Annotated in this window: 15 protein-coding genes; all 15 read left to right on the forward strand. The window is 42.8% G+C overall.

Features of this window, described 5'->3' with window-relative positions:
* The first annotated feature begins 2 nt into the window (after positions 1-2).
* Entirely contained in the window at positions 3-584 is a 582-nt protein-coding gene (locus tag D6855_RS02565; RefSeq protein WP_120737706.1) for a glycerol-3-phosphate responsive antiterminator, read from the forward strand.
* 62 nt (positions 585-646) lie between these two features.
* Positions 647-2,149, forward strand: a complete 1,503-nt coding sequence (gene glpK / locus D6855_RS02570; RefSeq protein WP_120737708.1) for a glycerol kinase GlpK — start codon at positions 647-649, stop codon at positions 2,147-2,149.
* Positions 2,150-2,209: 60 nt separating this feature from the next.
* Positions 2,210-2,932, forward strand: a complete 723-nt coding sequence (locus D6855_RS02575; RefSeq protein ID WP_120737710.1) for an MIP/aquaporin family protein — start codon at positions 2,210-2,212, stop codon at positions 2,930-2,932.
* A 118-nt stretch (positions 2,933-3,050) separates the two neighbouring features.
* Complete coding sequence (locus D6855_RS02580; RefSeq protein WP_120737712.1) at positions 3,051-4,502, forward strand: NAD(P)/FAD-dependent oxidoreductase; 1,452 nt, start codon at positions 3,051-3,053, stop codon at positions 4,500-4,502.
* Positions 4,499-5,767: an NAD(P)/FAD-dependent oxidoreductase gene (locus D6855_RS02585; RefSeq protein WP_120737714.1), complete on the forward strand. Its 1,269-nt coding sequence runs from the start codon at positions 4,499-4,501 to the stop codon at positions 5,765-5,767. Before D6855_RS02580 ends, D6855_RS02585 begins: the two co-directional genes overlap by 4 nt.
* Positions 5,768-5,774: 7 nt before the next feature.
* Positions 5,775-6,140, forward strand: coding sequence for a DUF1667 domain-containing protein (locus D6855_RS02590; RefSeq protein ID WP_120737716.1), 366 nt, complete (start codon positions 5,775-5,777; stop codon positions 6,138-6,140).
* Between the two features lie 108 nt (positions 6,141-6,248).
* Positions 6,249-6,638 (forward strand): GntR family transcriptional regulator, encoded by a 390-nt coding sequence (locus D6855_RS02595; RefSeq protein ID WP_120737718.1) that lies wholly within the window; start codon positions 6,249-6,251, stop codon positions 6,636-6,638.
* Entirely contained in the window at positions 6,631-7,536 is a 906-nt protein-coding gene (locus D6855_RS02600; protein WP_120737720.1) for an ABC transporter ATP-binding protein, read from the forward strand. The genes D6855_RS02595 and D6855_RS02600 overlap by 8 nt, the downstream gene beginning before the upstream one ends.
* The gene (locus tag D6855_RS02605) at positions 7,508-9,673 is read left to right on the forward strand and encodes a DUF6449 domain-containing protein (protein ID WP_120737722.1); all 2,166 of its coding nucleotides are present in this window, start codon (positions 7,508-7,510) and stop codon (positions 9,671-9,673) included. Before D6855_RS02600 ends, D6855_RS02605 begins: the two co-directional genes overlap by 29 nt.
* A 16-nt stretch (positions 9,674-9,689) precedes the next feature.
* Positions 9,690-10,556, forward strand: coding sequence for a carbohydrate ABC transporter permease (locus D6855_RS02610; protein ID WP_243111766.1), 867 nt, complete (start codon positions 9,690-9,692; stop codon positions 10,554-10,556).
* Positions 10,557-10,560: 4 nt separating this feature from the next.
* Positions 10,561-11,487 (forward strand): carbohydrate ABC transporter permease, encoded by a 927-nt coding sequence (locus tag D6855_RS02615; RefSeq protein ID WP_243111768.1) that lies wholly within the window; start codon positions 10,561-10,563, stop codon positions 11,485-11,487.
* A gap of 15 nt (positions 11,488-11,502) precedes the next feature.
* The gene (locus D6855_RS02620) at positions 11,503-13,062 is read left to right on the forward strand and encodes an efflux RND transporter periplasmic adaptor subunit (RefSeq protein WP_120737726.1); all 1,560 of its coding nucleotides are present in this window, start codon (positions 11,503-11,505) and stop codon (positions 13,060-13,062) included.
* Positions 13,063-14,364, forward strand: coding sequence for an ABC transporter permease (locus D6855_RS02625; protein ID WP_120737728.1), 1,302 nt, complete (start codon positions 13,063-13,065; stop codon positions 14,362-14,364). It abuts the gene before it with no gap.
* A gap of 20 nt (positions 14,365-14,384) precedes the next feature.
* Positions 14,385-16,868, forward strand: a complete 2,484-nt coding sequence (locus D6855_RS02630; RefSeq protein WP_120737730.1) for an ABC transporter substrate-binding protein — start codon at positions 14,385-14,387, stop codon at positions 16,866-16,868.
* A 33-nt stretch (positions 16,869-16,901) separates the two neighbouring features.
* Positions 16,902-18,017, forward strand: coding sequence for a LytS/YhcK type 5TM receptor domain-containing protein (locus D6855_RS02635; protein ID WP_158589450.1), 1,116 nt, complete (start codon positions 16,902-16,904; stop codon positions 18,015-18,017).
* Positions 18,018-18,187 lie beyond the last annotated feature (170 nt).

An 18,187-nucleotide genomic window follows, 5' to 3' on the forward strand; every position in this document is an offset into this window, starting at 1 on the left:
ATATGAAAAATCGTGATTTTATTAACAAAATTGAGATCAACCCAATCATTGCAGCAGTGAAAGATGATGATGGTCTTTCAAAAGCTCTTACTGAAGATGTAGAGATCATCTTTGTGCTCTATGGTGACATATGCACGATACCTAAAATAGTCAGCAGGATCAAGAAGGCTGGCAAGGTTGCCATGGTTCATGTGGATCTCATAACTGGTCTTAACAATTCCAAGGATGTGTGCCTTGACTTTATCAAGAACAACACAGAGGCGGACGGCATCATTACTACCAAGAGCAATCTCATTGCTCACGCAAAAGAGTTAGAACTCAATACAGTGCTAAGGTACTTCATTCTTGATAGCCTTGCACTTCAAAATATTGAAAAACAGGCAAAGAGCTCTGGCATCAAGCCAGACATCATAGAGTTCCTGCCAGGGATCGTCCTTCCAAAGATGATCCGCAGGATAAACAAAGTCAGCCGAGTTCCTATCATAGCCGGGGGGTTAATTGCGGACAAGGAAGACGTTATGAATGCTCTTGATGCAGGAGCGATTGCTATTTCCAGTACCAATGAAATGGTGTGGGAGCTGTAAAGAGAAGTTAAAGCGACGGGGCTTTAATATATTTCTTTCATAAGAAAAAGGAGGGTTTAGTAATGGCAAAGTACGTTATGGCATTGGATGCAGGTACAACTAGTAACAGATGTATCCTCTTCAACGAGAAAGGTGAGATGTGTTCTGTAGCACAGAAAGAGTTCACCCAGTATTATCCTCAGCCAGGTTGGGTTGAGCATGATGCTAATGAAATCTGGCAGACACAGCTTTCAGTTGCTCGTGAAGCAATGCAGAAGGTTGGGGCAACTTACACAGATATCGCAGCTATCGGTATCACTAACCAGCGTGAGACAACAATCGTTTGGGAAAGAGCTACTGGTAAGCCTGTATATCACGCAATCGTATGGCAGTGCCGTAGAACAGCTGACATGAAGCAGGAACTCATTGATAAGTATCCTGGAATCGACAACACAGCTTACAACAAGACTGGTCTTGTTTTCGATCCATACTTCTCAGGAACAAAGCTTCGCTGGATCCTTAACAACGTTGAGGGTGTTCGCGAAAAGGCAGAAGCTGGAGAGCTTTGCTTCGGTACAGTTGATTCATGGCTTATCTTCAAGCTTACAAAGGGTAAAGTACACGCTACTGATTACTCAAACGCATCAAGAACAATGATGTTCAACATCAACACAGTTGATTGGGATGATGAGCTCTGCAAACAGCTCGAGGTTCCAAAGAGCATGCTTCCTAAGGCTCTTCCTTCAAGCTCAACAGAGTATGGCGAGTCAGATCCTGAGTTCTTTGGCGGACCTATCAAGATCGCAGGCGTTGCTGGTGACCAGCAGGCAGCTCTCTTCGGACAGACATGTTTCGAGTCAGGTATGGCTAAGAACACATATGGAACAGGATGCTTCATGCTTATGAACATCGGCACAAAGCCTCAGTTCCCTAACAACGGACTTCTTACAACTATCGCTTGGGGTCTTGACGGAAAAGTTGAGTACGCTCTCGAGGGTTCAATCTTCGTAGCAGGCGCAGCTATCCAGTGGCTCCGTGACGAGGTTAAGATGGTTGATACATCACCTGATTCTGAGTACTTCGCAACTCAGGTTGATGATACAAATGGATGTTATGTAGTTCCTGCATTTACAGGACTTGGAGCTCCTTATTGGGATCCTTATGCACGTGGAGCTATCGTAGGACTTACACGTGGTGTTAATAAGAAACACATCATCCGTGCTACACTTGAGTCTCTTGCACTTCAGACCAACGACGTTCTTGGCGCTATGGAGCAGGGATCAGGCATCAAGCTTGCAGCTCTTAAGGTTGACGGCGGTGCATGTAAGAACAACTTCCTTATGCAGTTCCAGTCAGATATCATCAACGCTCCAGTACATCGTCCTGTATGCGTTGAGACAACAGCTATGGGTGCTTCTTACCTTGCAGGTCTTGCAGTTGGCTTCTGGTCAAGCAAGGATGACGTTATCAAGAACTGGGCTATCGACAAAGAGTTCCACCCTGAGATGGACGACAAGACTCGTGAAGACAAGATCAAGGGATGGAAGAAGGCAGTTAACACAACTCTTGGATGGGCAAAGGACTGATACATCTATTAACTAAGTGAGGAAAAAAATTTAAATATACTCAAAAGGGGGTAAATATCAATGAGTGTTTATTTAGGTGAGTTTATTGGAACAATGTTACTTGTTCTCCTTGGCGATGGCGTTTGCTGTAACGTAAGCCTTGAGAAGTCAGGCTTCAAGGGCGGCGGAGCTGTTCACATCCTTATTGGATGGGGTATGGCAGTTATGGTTCCTGCATTTGCAATGAGCAATTTCACAGGATGCCCTTCAGCATTTAACCCTGCAGTTACAATCGGTCTCGCTATCAGAACAGGCGACTGGAGCACAGTTGCTGGACAGATCATCGCTCAGATGCTCGGTGGTTTCCTCGGCGCAGCTATCCTTATGGTTCTCTATGGAGATCACATCAAGGCTACAGCTAATGATGATGTTGTTCGCGGATGCTTCTGCACAGCTCCTTCAATTCCTAACCAGGTTCTGAATTTCCTTTCAGAGTTCTGTGCTACATTCGTTCTTGTATTCACACTTGCTCTGATCCCTGCTGGCTCAGATCGTACTGTATGGGTACTTGTATACGGCGTAATCGTTGCTTGCGGCGCTTCCTTCGGTGGACTTACAGGATACGCTATGAACGCAGCAAGAGATACAGCTCCTCGTCTTGCTTACCTTTGCCTTGCACCTAACTTCGGCAAGAAGAATGGTAACTGGAGCTATGGCTGGATCCCTGCAGTAGCACCTATCTGCGGCGGTATCGTTGCATCTCTTCTTTACAACGCACTTGCAGCTGCACAGATGTTTGGTTAATATATTATTACCAGACTAATTAAATTATGAATGGAGGCGAGAGGAGGCTGAAACTGTGGGGAACACAGGTTGCTTTCTCTCGCCTTTTTTTAAGAGTACTTTATAGAAGGAGATTATTATGTTATACGATGTAATCGTAATCGGAGCAGGTGTTACCGGCTCTGCAGTGGCACGAGAGCTTTCCAGATATGAAGCTAACGTATGCGTACTGGAAAAATGCGAAGATGTTTGTGAAGGAACATCCAAAGCTAATTCAGCCATCGTTCATGCTGGATTTGACGCAGCTGAAGGCTCACTTATGGCTAAGCTCAATGTCAGAGGCAATGAGATGATGACAGATCTTGCAAGAGACCTTGATATCCCATTTAAGAGAAATGGATCTTTGGTTGTCTGCATCCACAAGGAAGCTCTTGATGGACTTAAGGATCTTTACAACAGAGGCGTTGCTAACGGAGTTAAGGATCTTAAGATCCTTTCAAGAGAGGAAGCTCTTGAGATGGAGCCAAACCTTTCTGAGAATGTAGAGGGAGCACTCTGGGCTCCAACAGGTGGAATCATCTGTCCGTTCGAACTCAATATTGCAATGGCAGAAAATGCCAATATGAATGGCGTAGACTTCCGCTTCAATACAGAAGTTGAGGACATTAAAAAAGGCGAAGACGGCAACTGGCACCTGCGCACCAACAACGGTGAATATGTGACAAGATATGTTGTTAATGCAGCCGGTGTCTATGCTGATAAGATTCACAATATGGTAAGTGCTGACAAGATGCACATCATCGAGCGTAGAGGTGATTATTGCCTGCTTGATAAGACTGTAGGTGGACATGTAACACACACAATCTTCCCACAGCCTACTAAGCTTGGTAAGGGCGTTTTAGTATCACCTACTATTCATGGAAACCTCATCGTAGGACCTACAGCTGTTGATCTTGAAAATAAGGAAGGCAATAACACAACAGCAGCTGGCATCGATGATCTTATTGCAAAAGCTGGTGATCACGTAAGAAATCTTCCTATCAGAAACGTTATCACATCATTTGCAGGACTTCGTGCACACGAAGAGCATCACGAGTTCATCATCAAGGAAGTTGACGATGCACCTTGCTTCATCGACTGCGCTGGTATCGAGTCTCCTGGACTTACAAGTAGTCCAGCTATCGGCGAGATGGTCGGCAACATGATGAAGGATATGATGAACCTTAAGCCTAAGGCTAACTGGATCAGCACACGTAAGGGTGTTAAGAAGACAGATGGACTTAGCATAGAAGAGAGAAACGAACTCATTAAACAGAATCCTGCATACGGAACCATTATCTGCAGATGCGAATCAATCACTGAGGGAGAGATCCTTGATGCGATCCACAGACCTCTTGGTGCCAGATCCCTTGACGGTGTAAAGAGAAGAACACGTGCAGGTATGGGTAGATGTCAGGCTGGCTTCTGCTCACCACGTACAATGGAAATCCTTCACCGCGAACTTGGAATTCCTTATGAGAAGATCACAAAGAGCGGTGGTAATTCCAACATTGTGCTTGAGAGAACAAAAGGGGAGGTAAGCGGGTCATGAAGACATATGATATCGTAATTGTAGGCGGCGGCCCTGCTGGCCTTGCGGCAGCTGTAGCTGCAAAAGAAGCTGGTAATGACAGCATTTTAATTCTCGAAAGAGATCATGAGCTTGGCGGAATCCTTAACCAGTGTATCCACAATGGTTTCGGACTTCACACATTTAAGGAAGAGCTCACAGGACCTGAGTATGCATATCGTTTCATTAAGCAGGTTCTTGATCTTGGCATCGAGTACAAATTAAATACAATGGTTATGGACATTGCTGCTGATAAGACTGTTACAGCAATGAACAGAGAAGATGGAATGTTCCAGATTCCTGCTAAGGCTGTAATCCTTGCAATGGGATGTAGAGAAAGACCTCGTGGAGCCCTCAACATTCCTGGATATCGTCCTGCTGGTATCTTCTCAGCTGGTACAGCTCAGAGACTGGTTAACATCGAAGGCTACATGCCTGGTAGAGAAGTAGTTATCCTTGGATCAGGTGATATCGGACTTATCATGGCCCGCAGAATGACTCTTGAAGGCGCCAAGGTTAAGGTTGTAGCAGAGCTTTTACCATACTCTGGCGGACTTAAGAGAAACATCGTTCAGTGTCTTGACGACTATGGCATTCCTCTTAAGCTTTCACACACTGTAGTTGATATTGAGGGAAAAGAGCATGTGACAGCCGTTACTATCGCCGAGGTAGGCCCAGACAGAAAGCCAATTCCTGGAACAGAAGAAAGATATACATGTGATACACTTCTTCTTTCCTGCGGACTTATCCCTGAGAATGAGCTTTCAAGATCAGCTGGTGTTCAGATGAGCCCTATCACTTCCGGCCCTGTAGTTAATGAGTCCCTTGAGACCAACATCCCTGGCGTATTTGCATGTGGTAACGTTCTCCACGTTCACGACCTTGTTGACTATGTATCAGAGGAAGCAAAGAGAGCTGGACAGAACGCTGTTAAGTACATCAACGATGGCTGCAAGAATGCTGAAGCTTCTGATGTTATCGAGCTTGTAGCTACTGAAGGCGCAAGATACACAGTTCCAAGTACTATCAACAAGTCAAGAATGGATGACCTTCTCACAGTTAGATTCAGAGTTGGTGATGTATATAAGAATTCCTTCGTAAGTGTATACTTCGACGACGAGAGAGTAATGCACAACGAGAAGAGAATCCTTGCACCTGGTGAGATGGAGCAGATCATTCTTCAGAAGAAGAAACTTGATGAGTATCCAAACTTAAAGAAGATAACTGTAAAGATAGAAAAGGAGTGACAAGCTGATGGAAACAAGAGAATTAACATGTATCGGATGTCCCATGGGATGCCTTCTTACAGTTACTTTAGATAATGGAGAAGTTACAGAAGTAAAAGGTAATACCTGTGCAAAGGGAGACATCTACGCAAGAAAAGAAGTAGTTAATCCTACAAGGATAGTAACCAGCACAGTTAAGATCACCTCTGGCGACAAGGAAAGAGTTTCAGTTAAAACTGCAAACGACATTCCTAAGAACAAGATCTTTGAAGTAATGAAAGATATTGATGCAGCAGAGGTTAAGGCACCAGTCAAGATCGGAGATGTTCTTGTAAAGAACGTTGCAGGTACTGGCGTTGACGTGATCGCAACAAGAAATGTAGAAGCAGTATAAAAAATATATTGCAAGATTCATACAATTGTTCTAGAATACAAAGTGTACTAACACTAATAGTACACTTTGTATTCTTTTTTATTTAAGGAAGTTTGAGAGGGGTAGTGTATGAATCTTATAAATTTCCAGGACAGCAGACCTATCTATGAACAGATAGTAGAAAACTTCAAGATGCAAATGTATAAAGGGATCCTTAGGGAGGGCGATCAGATGCCATCTGTAAGGAGCCTTGCTGTTGAGCTGTCCACCAATCCCAATACTGTTCAAAAAGCATATTCTGAACTTGAAAGACAGGGCTTTATCTACACTGTCAAAGGAAGAGGGAACTTTGTTAAGGGGGATTCTCTTTTAAAGGACAACAAGAAGAATGAGCTTGTTAAACAGATTGTGGAGCTCTTTATGGAAGCCCACGAAATTGGTTTGTCTATCGATGAACTTGTGGAGGATATTAAAGAGCATCTGAAGAAGATAGAAAGTGGGGAGAAAAACGATGATTGAACTTTTGGATCTTATGAAGGATTTTGACGAAGTCAAAGCTGTTAATAATGTTTCTCTTAACGTTCTTGATGGAGAAGTGTTCGGCCTTGTAGGTACAAATGGAGCAGGAAAGAGTACTATCCTAAGGATCATCTCAGGAGTTATTAAGCCTGACTCAGGAATAGTGCTTATTGATAAGAGACCTGTTTATGATAATCCTGAAGTTAAGAGCGACATCTTCTACATCTCAGATGATCAGTATTTTCTGCCAGCATCAACTCCTGATGAAATGGCAAACTACTACGAAGGCATTTACAAGAATTTTGATAAGCTAAGGTTCCACAAGCTCTGTAGCGGCTTTGGACTTGATACCAAAAGAAGGATAAGCACCTTTTCAAAGGGAATGAAAAAACAGGTATCGATCCTCCTTGGACTATGTGCCGGAACCAAGTATCTTCTGTGTGATGAGACCTTTGATGGTCTGGATCCTGTAGTGAGACAGGGAGTTAAGAGCCTTTTTGCAGGAGATATGGCAGACAGAGGGCTTACCCCTATTATTGCGTCTCATAACCTCAGGGAACTTGAAGACATCTGTGATCACATAGGACTTCTTCATCAGGGCGGCGTTATCCTCTCTGAGGATATCGAGGATATGAAGCTTAAGATGCAGAAGGTCCAGTGCGTATTCCAAAATGAAGAGGAAGAGAAAGCTGCAGTAGAGGGACTTGAAGTTCTTTTGCATGAGAGGAGAGGAAGGCTGTCCACCTATACAATTCGTGGGGAAAGAGAAGAAGTGGAAGCAGCCTTTAAGAGAGGAAATCCGGTGTTCTTTGAAGTACTTGCTCTATCACTGGAAGAAATCTTTATTAGTGAAACGGAGGTAGTTGGGTATGACATCCGCAAATTTGTCCTTGGGTGAAAAGATTAAGAATAGAAGAACATATATAAACAGAACACTTTGGACCAGCTTTGTAGTACTGCCATTTTATGCTGCATACTTTATCCTTGGCGTAATAATGCTGGTTTCAAGGTCCATCAACTACGCCAATGTATACCATCAGACCCAGCAGGTTCTTTACAGGGAAAAGCTTGCTGCAACGGCCAGTGTAGTTGGCTTCAGATCCATGGTCTGGATTCTTGTGATTGGAACAGCAGTTATGTTCGCACTTCAGGGATTTTCCTATGTGTTCAACACAAGCCAGATTGATTTTTACTTAAGTCAGCCAACAACCAGGGCTCAGAGAATAAAGAGAAATTACTTTAACGCTTTTGGTACATTTCTTTCCATCTACATCGGAACAGAGCTCATCGCACTTATAGTTGCTGCTGCGATGGGAGCTGTAAACGGCAATGTTTTAATGTCAGCACTTATAGAGACAGTCAGAGAATTTATACTTTTCTTTGCTTTTTATAATATGACAGTTCTCGCTGTGATGCTTAGTGGTTCACTTCCAATAGCGATCATCCTGACTGCGGCATTTACTTTCGTCTCTGTGATCATTGCTGGAGAAATTGCACTGTTTAAGGGGATCTTTTTTAGCACCTATGACAGTGAGGAGCCATTTAAAGTAATCTTCTCGCCTATATATGACAGAGTTTCATCTATGATGGATATCTATACACTAAGGAATGTGGGAGAAAATTACATTTTAAATCCAGGTTATGTCAGACAGTGCATTGAGACGATCATGGATAGAGAGATTGATACTGTTGTTGTAGGAGTCATCGCCTTTATCGCGGTACTTATTTTCTCAAGGCTTAGACGTACTGAATGGGCAGGAAAGAGCATTCCGTTAAGGCCTTTCCGCTGGTTTATCAAGGTTCTTGGCAGTGCCATAATCGGAATTGGAAGTGGATTATTTGTATTTGAACTTTACAGTTCAGTATGGAACAGCAGATTATATGTAATGATGTGCGTCGTTATGATCCTGGCTACCATTTTTGCAGGATGTGTCATTGAAGTCATTATGGAGGGCAACATAAGGAGAATGTTTAAGGGAGTTGCCCAGACGGTTATGGCTATAGCCATTGTTGTTCTTGTGTTCGTTATCTATAAGGGAGACCTTCTTGGATTTGACAGCTACGTGCCTGCAGCATCCAAGGTAGAGAGCTGCGCCATCATTTCCAGTGACAGAACATTTCATTTCTTCCATGGCTATTACGGAAACAGCGATTTTAGCAGCAAAGACTACATGGAGATCAAGGATGTAGATACCTTTATCGAGATAGCCAGGGTTGGAATGGATGCCCAGAAGATCACAAGAATCAATGAGCAGGCTGGCCGCTATTCCAGCACAGGCTATCAGGTTTCTGTTCTGTACAGACTTAAGAACGGAAGAGATGTTTACAGATACATCACTATTCCTTACGATGCAGTGGATGAACAGCTCAATAAAATAGTATCAAGTGATGAATACAAGACTGGATGCTTTGAAGTATTCCATGATGATTATGTCAGAGAAGCAGATAAGACTGCTGTTAACAGGAGCCTTGGCTACAACACTTCATTAGACAGTCAGGAAACTCAGAATTTTGACTATACTGAGTTTAGCGATGCTTATCGCAAGGATATTCTTGCTTATTACAGCTTTGATAGTATGAAGAATAAGATGCCTGTTGGGCAGATTGAGTATGAGGTCAATGATGAGAATTACATCTATGGAACATTTGAAGTATATGATACTTACACCAATACCATTGACCTTCTTAAGAAGTATGGTATCTATTTAGACAGCACAATTACTGTTTCTGACGTCAGGAAGATCACAGTGACCAACTATTATCCCGGATATGATCTTGAAAAGATCGATTATCAGGACATAGAGGAGTACCCGGATTCCAAGGAAATGTCCTATACAGATGAGAAACAGATAGAAGAGATTCTTGGCTCTATCATCTCCACTGATTACTATAATCCATGGTACAATTACAACAACAATAACGAGCAGTACAGTGCTCAGATCTATACAACTGAGGACAGATCAAAATATGCCGGATCATACTATACATTTATAAAGGGGCAGGTTCCAGATTTTGTTGTGGCGGATACAAACTGATAAAAAGAGACAGAGCTTGACGGTAGGTAAGAGGAAAAGCCTTATTTCATGGCTTTTCCTGGCACCGTCACTTCTGGGTGTTACAGTGTTTTTCGTAGCACCCTTCTTTGTTGTTATCTATTATTCTCTTATAGACAATCCAATTCAGCAAAACTTCGTAGGGTTTAATAATTTTATAAATGTATGGAAGAATGCAGCCTTCAAACAGGCTGGCGTAAATACCATGCAGTTTTCGTTCCTGGCTGTTCCGCTGGCGGTTATTCTGTCTCTTTTCCTGGCGGCAGTTATGGAGTCCAGGATTCCGGGAAAGAGCTATTTCAGGACCTTTTTCTTAAGTCCCCTTATGGTTCCAACTGCATCAGTTGTACTTATATGGCAGGTGTTTTTTAATTACAACGGAATCATCAATAATGCCATGCAGCTTCTTGGAGCGGACAAGATAGACTTCCTTAAGTCGGATAAGGCCCAGATAGTTATCGTAGTTCTTTTTCTATGGAAGAACCTAGGATATAACATGATCCTGTTTATGGCGGCTCTTGCGAGTATTCCCAAGGAACTTATGGAAGTGGCAGCCCTTGAGAACGCCAGTAAATTTCAGGTGTTCTGGTATGTTAAGGTAAGGTACATGTCTTCGACCATTTTGTTTGTTGCCATCATGTCCCTTATCAATTCCTTTAAGGTTTTCAGAGAGATCTACCTTATGACCGGGGATTACCCCTACAGCAGCCTGTATATGATGCAGCACTTTATGAATAACACCTTTGCTTCACTGGACTATCAAAAGCTTTCAGCTGCGGCGATCATCATGTTTATGGTGGTTTCGGGTCTGGTATACATAATGTATCAGGTTGAGAACTTCTACGGAAAGGACCTTGAAGGATAGTCAGATGTTAGCCAGAGGTATGGCGCTTGCGCGCCTTCGAAAAAAAAGAAAGAGAATAGACAAGGTAAAGACAATAATCGTTACAGCTATGGCTGTTATGTTTGCTGCAGTGTTCCTGCTTCCGATCATACTGACCTTCACCAATTCATTCATGTCAGCATCGGAGATAAGTGCCAATTACGGAAGTATTTTTGCAACAACAGACAAGGGCGGAAAGGTATTTGTTTCTAAGACCGTGAACTTAAAACTTATACCGGACATGATCACCTTCGCCCAGTACTATACGGTTTTATTCAAGAGTCCGGAATATCTGTTTAAATTCTGGAATTCAGTTATCGATGTGGCGCCTATCGTGGTTGTACAGCTCGGGGTTGCAACCCTTGCGGCCTATGGTTTTGCCAGATACGACGGTAAGCTAAAAAGAGCGATCTTTTTTGCATATATAATTATAATGCTGATGCCATACCAGGTCACACTGGTTCCAAACTTCCTGGTTTCAAGGTCACTTGGACTTTATGGAAGTGCATGGTCCATACTGCTTCCTGGATTTTTTTCACCCTTTGCGGTTTATCTTTTGACCAAGTTTATGAAGAGGATCCCCACCGAAGTTATGGAAGCGGCATCAATAGATGGGGCAAATGAGTGGATGATCTTTACAAGGATCTGCATGCCACTTTGTAAAGGAGGCCTTGCTTCAATTGCAATCCTGGTTTTCTTTGATTACTGGAATATGGTTGAACAGCCGCTGATTCTTTTGCCTGATTCGGACAAACATCCACTGTCAGTCTTTTTGTCTAAGATAAACACCGGAGAGATAAGCCTTGCATTTGCGGTGGCTGTGATCTATCTGGTACCACCACTTTTGATATTCCTATACGGCGAAGATTATCTGGTTGAGGGTATCTCGTACCAGGGTGGAATAAAAGGTTAATTTTGGGAGAGAGCTATGTCAGAAGAAATTATTGTAAAAGAGCAAAACGAGATAGTATCAGGGGATGGGGAAAAGAAATCTCCAAGAAACAGAAAGGATATGATCAAGAATGTAGCAATCGGATTTTTATCCGTTATGCTTGTCCTGACATTCTTTTCTAATACTATTATGAATTATTCCCTTCCGCAGGTTGCCACAAGGCAGATCGCAAACGGAAGCATAAGCCCTCAGATAAGAGGTACAGGAACGGTTTCAGCTGAGGATCCATACAACATTACTGTCAAGGAGACCAGGAAGATATCTGGCGTTGCAGTAAAAGAGGGAGCTCATGTGGAGATCGGTGATGTTATCTATTACCTGGAGGATAAGGAATCCTCAGAGCTTACAGAAGCAAAAGATAAGCTTGATACCATGGAACTGACCTATGAGCAGGCACTCTTTTCCGGAGATGTTCCAAATGATGTGATCACCAATGTGAGAAATGGCAGAAATACTACATTTGATACATATCAGGCTGAGCTTGCTGCAGCCAATGTCAATTACAATAACGCCCTGAATGCAGATAATGAAGCGCAGGCAGCAATTGACTTTGTGACCCAGAAGGGCAACTACGATGCTGCTGGTAACTCCTACAATGCAGCAACACCTGCATACAGTTTGGCACAGCTTCAATATGAGCTTATTGTTGCCGAGCAAAATGGGGACAGCGACAGGGAAGAAGAACTGACCAAGCAGATAGCTGAACTTAACAAGGACAGCTCTCAGCTTGGCAACTACGGAACACAGCAGGGCTATAGCTACGATCAGAAGCTCGCTACCTTATACCAGCAGAAAGCCAAGACAGCAGCAGATCTCAAGGCCGCAGAAAAGGCTAAAACAGAGCTTCTTACAAGCATCAAGACAGAGATAAGCCTCTGCCAGCAGAGGGATAAGATCAAAGAACAGAAGGACAAGATTGCCAAGCTTGAGGCTGATTCTGTTGGGGCTTCAGTAAAGAGCCCTGTTGCAGGTACTATTTCAAGTCTTTCAAAAGCTGCAGGTGAGTCCACATCTGCGGATGAGACAATTGCAGTTGTTCAGGTTGATGGAAAAGATATGACTACAAGCTTTTCAGTTACCAACTCACAGGCCCAGAAGCTTAAGGTTGGGGATGCTGCAAGACCACAGAATATCTGGCAGTTTGGTGAAGATTTTAAGGCTACACTGACTTCCATCAAGAATGATAAAACTGATCCGTCAAATAAAAAGCTCCTTACATTTAAGCTTGAAAGTAAGGACCTTACACCTGGCCAGTCTATTTCTCTAACTATAGGAGAAAGGTCAGTGGACTATGATCTGGTTGTACCAAACAGTGCGATCAAGACAGACAGTAACGGCAAATTCATCCTTGTTGTAAACAGCAAGTCCAGTCCTCTTGGAAACAGATACATTACTTCAAGAGTTGATGTAAATGTTCTTGCTCAGGATGACAATAACAGCGCAATAACCGGTGCAATTGACGGCGATGAGTTCGTTATAACAACAGCAACTACCCTTATAAAACCAGGAGATCAGGTGAGGCTTGCAGAGCAGTAAATGAAGGCTTTTATTTCTTTTGACAAAATAAAAGAGAATATAGCGAGCTGGGGGAAGGCCTTTGTTTCGGATAAAAAGAAAGTGGCAGTCACCATAAGCTGCATAGTACTTTTTGCTGTTTATGCTGTTCTTGGAGCAGTTTCAAGACACATTATCGCAGGGCTTCCTGATCAGCTTGGTGCTCAACGGTGGTCTGAGGATATGACCATGGCACAGATTTCCTTATTTCTTACACAGGATCAGAAGGCTACCGAGGATGATATAAGGCGTTTTAACTATATCCTTGAGCGCAAGCTCCTTGACGCAGGAGTTACAGATCTTGCAGAAGAGGAGGACAGTTATCTTTCAGCTCCAAGGATAATAGATACCATTGGCATTGAGGATATGTATGGCAATAAAGCGCAGACTCCTTCTGAGGAAGATGATGGCATCAGAAACCTGTACACGGTATCTTACTGTGCCCAGGGCCAGGCTACACTTTCTTTTGAGAACAGGACCTTGGAGAATGCTGCAGCTATAGGAGCAGGTGGTGATTTCTTTATCTTTCATCCTCTGACTCTGATATCTGGAACGTATTTTGACGGCGATGACATCATGAAGGACAAGATCGTCATTGACGAGGACACAGCATGGCAGCTATTTGGCTCAACGGATATTATCGGCCAGAGCGTCATGATCTCAGAAGTTCCACATTACATAGTTGGCGTTGTGAAAAAAGATACTGGAAAGCTCAATGAAGCAGCTGGCTTATCAAAGAGCTACGTCTATATGTCCTATGACTCCCTTACAAAATATGGAACTATTCTTAGCGGAGTTACTGAGCCCACAGAAGTATCTGAAGATGGAGTGACAGCCAGCATAGGAGGAATTAACTGCGTTGAAGTTCTCTGCCCAAATCCGGTAAAGGGACTTGCGGTCAAGCTTTGCAAAGAGAGTCTTGTTTCAAATGAAGATGTGGTTGTAGCAATTGATAACACGGACAGGTTTTCAGCCTTTGCCCTGTTTTCAGTGCTTAAGAACTTCTTTACCAGAAGCATGTGGGGAAAGGCGATATTCTACCCATATTGGGAGAATGTTGCAAGGGGATATGAGGATATTCTGGCCCTCATTCTTCTTGTAAGGACCATTGCACTTATTGCACTTGTAATAATACTTGTTGTGGTTGTAGTTAATCTGTACAGACACAAGAAGTGGACAGTTAGAGGAATAGTAAACTTCCTTTCAGAGAAAAAGTACGATCTGGAAGTTAAGCATAATCAGAAAAAACATCAGAAGATGATAGATAGTGCCGATAATCCGTAAGCGGCAGAGAGGAGAGAATTATGAAGAAAAGGATATTGGGAAAGAAGGCACTTAGCCTTGCGCTGTGCCTTGGAATGACTGTGACAGCTTTATCTGGCTGTGGCAAAAAGAGTGAAGAAAGTCTTGTTGATAAGGCCAGTTCAAACAGCAAAGACTATGTATTCAGGTCTGAGGATGTGGACCTTGGAGGAAGCTATGACTGCAGCAATGTAGCTATTTCAGGGGACAGAGTATATGCAACAACTTACTCAAAGAACGGATATATTACTATCTTTTCATTTAATCCTGATGGAAGCGATATGAAGGAGATCAAGATCCCTGAGTCTGACAATGAAGGTCACGGATATATGACCTACACACCAGATGGGGAGTTTTACACGATCCTAAACATCTACCACTGGGGTGATGATGAGGGTGAGATGCATACCTTTGGCCCGGAAGTTTATGACGAAGATACAATCCTTGTGAACAGTTCTGAGGTAGACACCAAAAAAGTTGAAGATGCAGAGAATGATGCGGCGACAGAGGATAGCAGCGTAGATACTCAGGATACAGAAGTTTCTACTGAGGAAGAACCTGTAGATACAGATCCTGAGGCTCCTCATGAATACTTCGACGAGGATACTGACGAAGAGGAGTACCTTGTTAAGTATGATGCACAGGGAAATGAGCTCTTTAGAATAGACCTTCTTGCTGACATCACTGACGAAGATGACTACTTCTCAGTATTTGGAATGGCATACGATGACAAGGAAGGTCTTATCATCAGCTCCAATAAGGGAATTGCCAAGCTAGATGAGAATAGTAACAGTCTTAAGACCATCGTTGACAGCTCGCAGACAGGTGGCAACAATGAGTATTACATGGGTTCCATGAGCATCTACAGAGGCTTTAATGGCAAGCTCTATGTATCAAAGTGGGGCGATGATGGCATGGAGTTCAAGAGCTTTGACCCTTCAACAGGTCAGTTTGGAGAAAAGTCCGGACAGTTCACAAACTATGAGGATTTTGCGTTCTTTGGAGGCAATGGATATGACATCTATGTTTCCAAGAATGATGGAATCTACGGTTTTGACTATGGCAAGGATGAGCTTGTAAAGCTCCTTGACTATATGGATTCTGATCTTAATGTCAGCTATTCACTTTCATCCCTTGCTGCCATCAGTGACAACGAATTTATCGCGAATATTCCAGATGAAGAATACAATTACCACCTTGTAAGACTTACAAAGGTTCCCGCCGAACAGGTAAAAGACAGAAGTGTCATAACTTTGGGCGGACTTTACATCGATTACAGGATAAGACTGAAGGTATATAAGTTTAATCAGGAGAGCCAGGATTACAAAGTTAAGATTGTAGATTATTCAACCTTAAACAATAACGAAGACAATAACGCAGGACTTACTCAGTTTAACCTGGATATCATATCTGGCAATGTTCCTGACATCATGTACTTCTCGACAGAGGAGCCAGTTGACAGCTATATCAATAAGGGACTGTTTTTAGACCTGGCACCATTTATCAAAAATGACCCTGAGCTTGCCAATGTAGAGTTTGTAGAAAATGTATTTGATGCTTTCAAGACAGGAGATAAGGTTTACCAGCTTGTTCCTTCCTACTATATCAACACATTCTCAACCAAGACTTCTTACCTTCAGGGAAAAGAGATACTGTCTCTGGATGAAGCTATCGACATGATTAAGGCCAAGGGTATTACATATACAGATTCCTTCGGACTTGTATCAAGGGAAAACATTCTGGACGCGGGGCTTACTGCAGCAGGTAGTGGTTTCATTGACTGGGAGACTAAGACATGTCATTTTGACAGTGACGAATTCATCAAGTTTATTGAATTTGCCAAGAACTTCCCAGAGCACCTTTCCGATGATGCATGGATGGATTATAAGGAGACAACCTTCATAGAGGGAGAATCTCTTTTCTGCCCGACCTATTTAAATGGCTTTAGAACCTATAGAAGATATGTGGATGGAACCTTTGGAGAGAATGTAACACTTATCGGATTCCCTAGTAACCTTGGTAAGAACTGTTCAGTGCTCATTCCTTCACAGAGACTGTGTATCAGCTCAAAGACCAAGAACTCAGAGGCATGCTGGGAGCTTGTAAGACTGTTCCTTATGGAAGATTACCAGGATGAGTTTGAGTATGAATTCCCAATCAGAAAGTCCAGCTTTGACAAGCTTGCTGAAAAGTCAATGGAGCGTCAGTTCTGGATTGATGATGACGGCGTCAAGCACTTCGAAGATGATACATACTGGATCGGAGACCAGGAAATAGTGATCAAGCCTCTTACCAGGGAAGACGTTGATTACCTCAAGAAGTTTATTGGAAGTCTTGATAACTCCAATACCTATAATGCCAACCAGAATGTAAATAACATCATTAGTGAAGAAGTTGCTGCTTTCTTTAGTGGTCAGAAGAGCGCAAAAGAAGTTGCAGATATTATTCAGAGCAGAGTGAGCATTTACGTAAATGAGAATAGCTAATTGTGTTATAATGTTTATATGCATGAATTAGTTATGGTTCTAAAGATGTCTGCAGTAACAGCACTGTACATTCTTTTGATCGTATCAGTGTGGCTGTGGACCAGGAACAAAACAATTTCAAAGGTCAAGAAAGTACTGATAGGTATTATTTTTGGACTTAGTTCTGTTTTGTCCACTCACTATGGTATTTCTTATGAGGGCATGATCATCAATGTGAGAGATCTTGGCCCTCTTTCTGCTGGCCTTTTTTTCTCACCTATTTCAGGTATTATCGCAGGTCTAATCGGTGGTATTGAAAGATATATCGCTGGAACATATTTTGGTGTGGGCGAATATACAAGGATCGCCTGCAGCGTATCAACCTGCCTTGCGGGTTTTGTTGCCTGGGGCATGAACAAGAGAGTATTTAAGGGAAAAAAGCCTTCTCCTGTATTTGCTTTCTTCATGGGAGCGGTAATGGAAGTCTTCCATATGTACGTTGTGTTCATTACCCACAGAGGTGATCTCAAGATGGCGTTTTTGGTCGTTAAGACCTGCGCTGTTCCGATGATCTTTTTCTCTGGTCTTGGACTTGCTATTGCGGCAGCAATTTTAGAGAGGCTTTGCGGAGAACGCAGGAATCCATTTGTTAGAAAGAATCCTGAGTTTGTTCCGGTTTCTGAGACCTTCCAGAGATGGCTCTTTGCTGTTACCTTCGTTGTACTGGTAAGCGCCTTTGTATTTTCTTTCTACCTGCTTACTGGTTCTGAGTATCAGGATGCGATAAATAAGATTGAGTACACCACAGATAATATCAAAGCAAGTTTGCTTGACGGAGATCTGAATATCACTCCTGATAACGATGTGGCCTATGACTATATTATTCTGGCAGATGGTTATATCAATAATGGAACCCACAGGGGAATGACTGTTGGAGCAGAGGAAGCTATGGAGCTTAAGAACTTTGCGGGTACTACAGTCAGATATGAATACCTTGGCCAGAAGTCCATGATAAGAGTTCTGCAGATGGATGAGAAACACATCCTTGTTACATCTCTTACTAACGACCAGATCTACTGGTACAGAGACGCCATGGCCTATGAAACCGGTCTTTCAAGCATACTTCTCTTTACTGTGATCTATGTGCTCATTGCTTTTCTTGTAAACTAAATTGTTGTTGATAACATCAAACTGATAAATAAATCTCTTGAGAAGATAACTAATGGCGATCTTGACGAGGTTGTAGATGTTAGGAATTCACTGGAGTTTGCGACGCTCTCTGATGACATCAATGAGACGGTAGTTGCTCTTAAGGGATATATTGAGGCTGCGGAAAAGAG

Source organism: Butyrivibrio sp. CB08 (genome assembly GCF_003625485.1).
Taxonomy (GTDB): Bacteria; Bacillota; Clostridia; order Lachnospirales; family Lachnospiraceae; genus Butyrivibrio.

What these genes read in the sequence shown, in the direction of transcription:
- D6855_RS02580 (WP_120737712.1), top strand. Translation starts at nt 3,051, where the DNA reads ATGTTATACGATGTAATCGTAATCGGAGCAGGTGTTACCGGCTCTGCA.
- D6855_RS02635 (WP_158589450.1), top strand. Translation starts at nt 16,902, where the DNA reads ATGGTTCTAAAGATGTCTGCAGTAACAGCACTGTACATTCTTTTGATC.
- D6855_RS02625 (WP_120737728.1), top strand. Translation starts at nt 13,063, where the DNA reads ATGAAGGCTTTTATTTCTTTTGACAAAATAAAAGAGAATATAGCGAGC.
- D6855_RS02595 (WP_120737718.1), top strand. Translation starts at nt 6,249, where the DNA reads ATGAATCTTATAAATTTCCAGGACAGCAGACCTATCTATGAACAGATA.
- D6855_RS02585 (WP_120737714.1), top strand. Translation starts at nt 4,499, where the DNA reads ATGAAGACATATGATATCGTAATTGTAGGCGGCGGCCCTGCTGGCCTT.
- D6855_RS02575 (WP_120737710.1), top strand. Translation starts at nt 2,210, where the DNA reads ATGAGTGTTTATTTAGGTGAGTTTATTGGAACAATGTTACTTGTTCTC.
- D6855_RS02590 (WP_120737716.1), top strand. Translation starts at nt 5,775, where the DNA reads ATGGAAACAAGAGAATTAACATGTATCGGATGTCCCATGGGATGCCTT.
- D6855_RS02620 (WP_120737726.1), top strand. Translation starts at nt 11,503, where the DNA reads ATGTCAGAAGAAATTATTGTAAAAGAGCAAAACGAGATAGTATCAGGG.
- D6855_RS02600 (WP_120737720.1), top strand. Translation starts at nt 6,631, where the DNA reads ATGATTGAACTTTTGGATCTTATGAAGGATTTTGACGAAGTCAAAGCT.
- glpK (WP_120737708.1), top strand. Translation starts at nt 647, where the DNA reads ATGGCAAAGTACGTTATGGCATTGGATGCAGGTACAACTAGTAACAGA.
- D6855_RS02565 (WP_120737706.1), top strand. Translation starts at nt 3, where the DNA reads ATGAAAAATCGTGATTTTATTAACAAAATTGAGATCAACCCAATCATT.
- D6855_RS02605 (WP_120737722.1), top strand. Translation starts at nt 7,508, where the DNA reads ATGACATCCGCAAATTTGTCCTTGGGTGAAAAGATTAAGAATAGAAGA.
- D6855_RS02615 (WP_243111768.1), top strand. Translation starts at nt 10,561, where the DNA reads ATGTTAGCCAGAGGTATGGCGCTTGCGCGCCTTCGAAAAAAAAGAAAG.
- D6855_RS02630 (WP_120737730.1), top strand. Translation starts at nt 14,385, where the DNA reads ATGAAGAAAAGGATATTGGGAAAGAAGGCACTTAGCCTTGCGCTGTGC.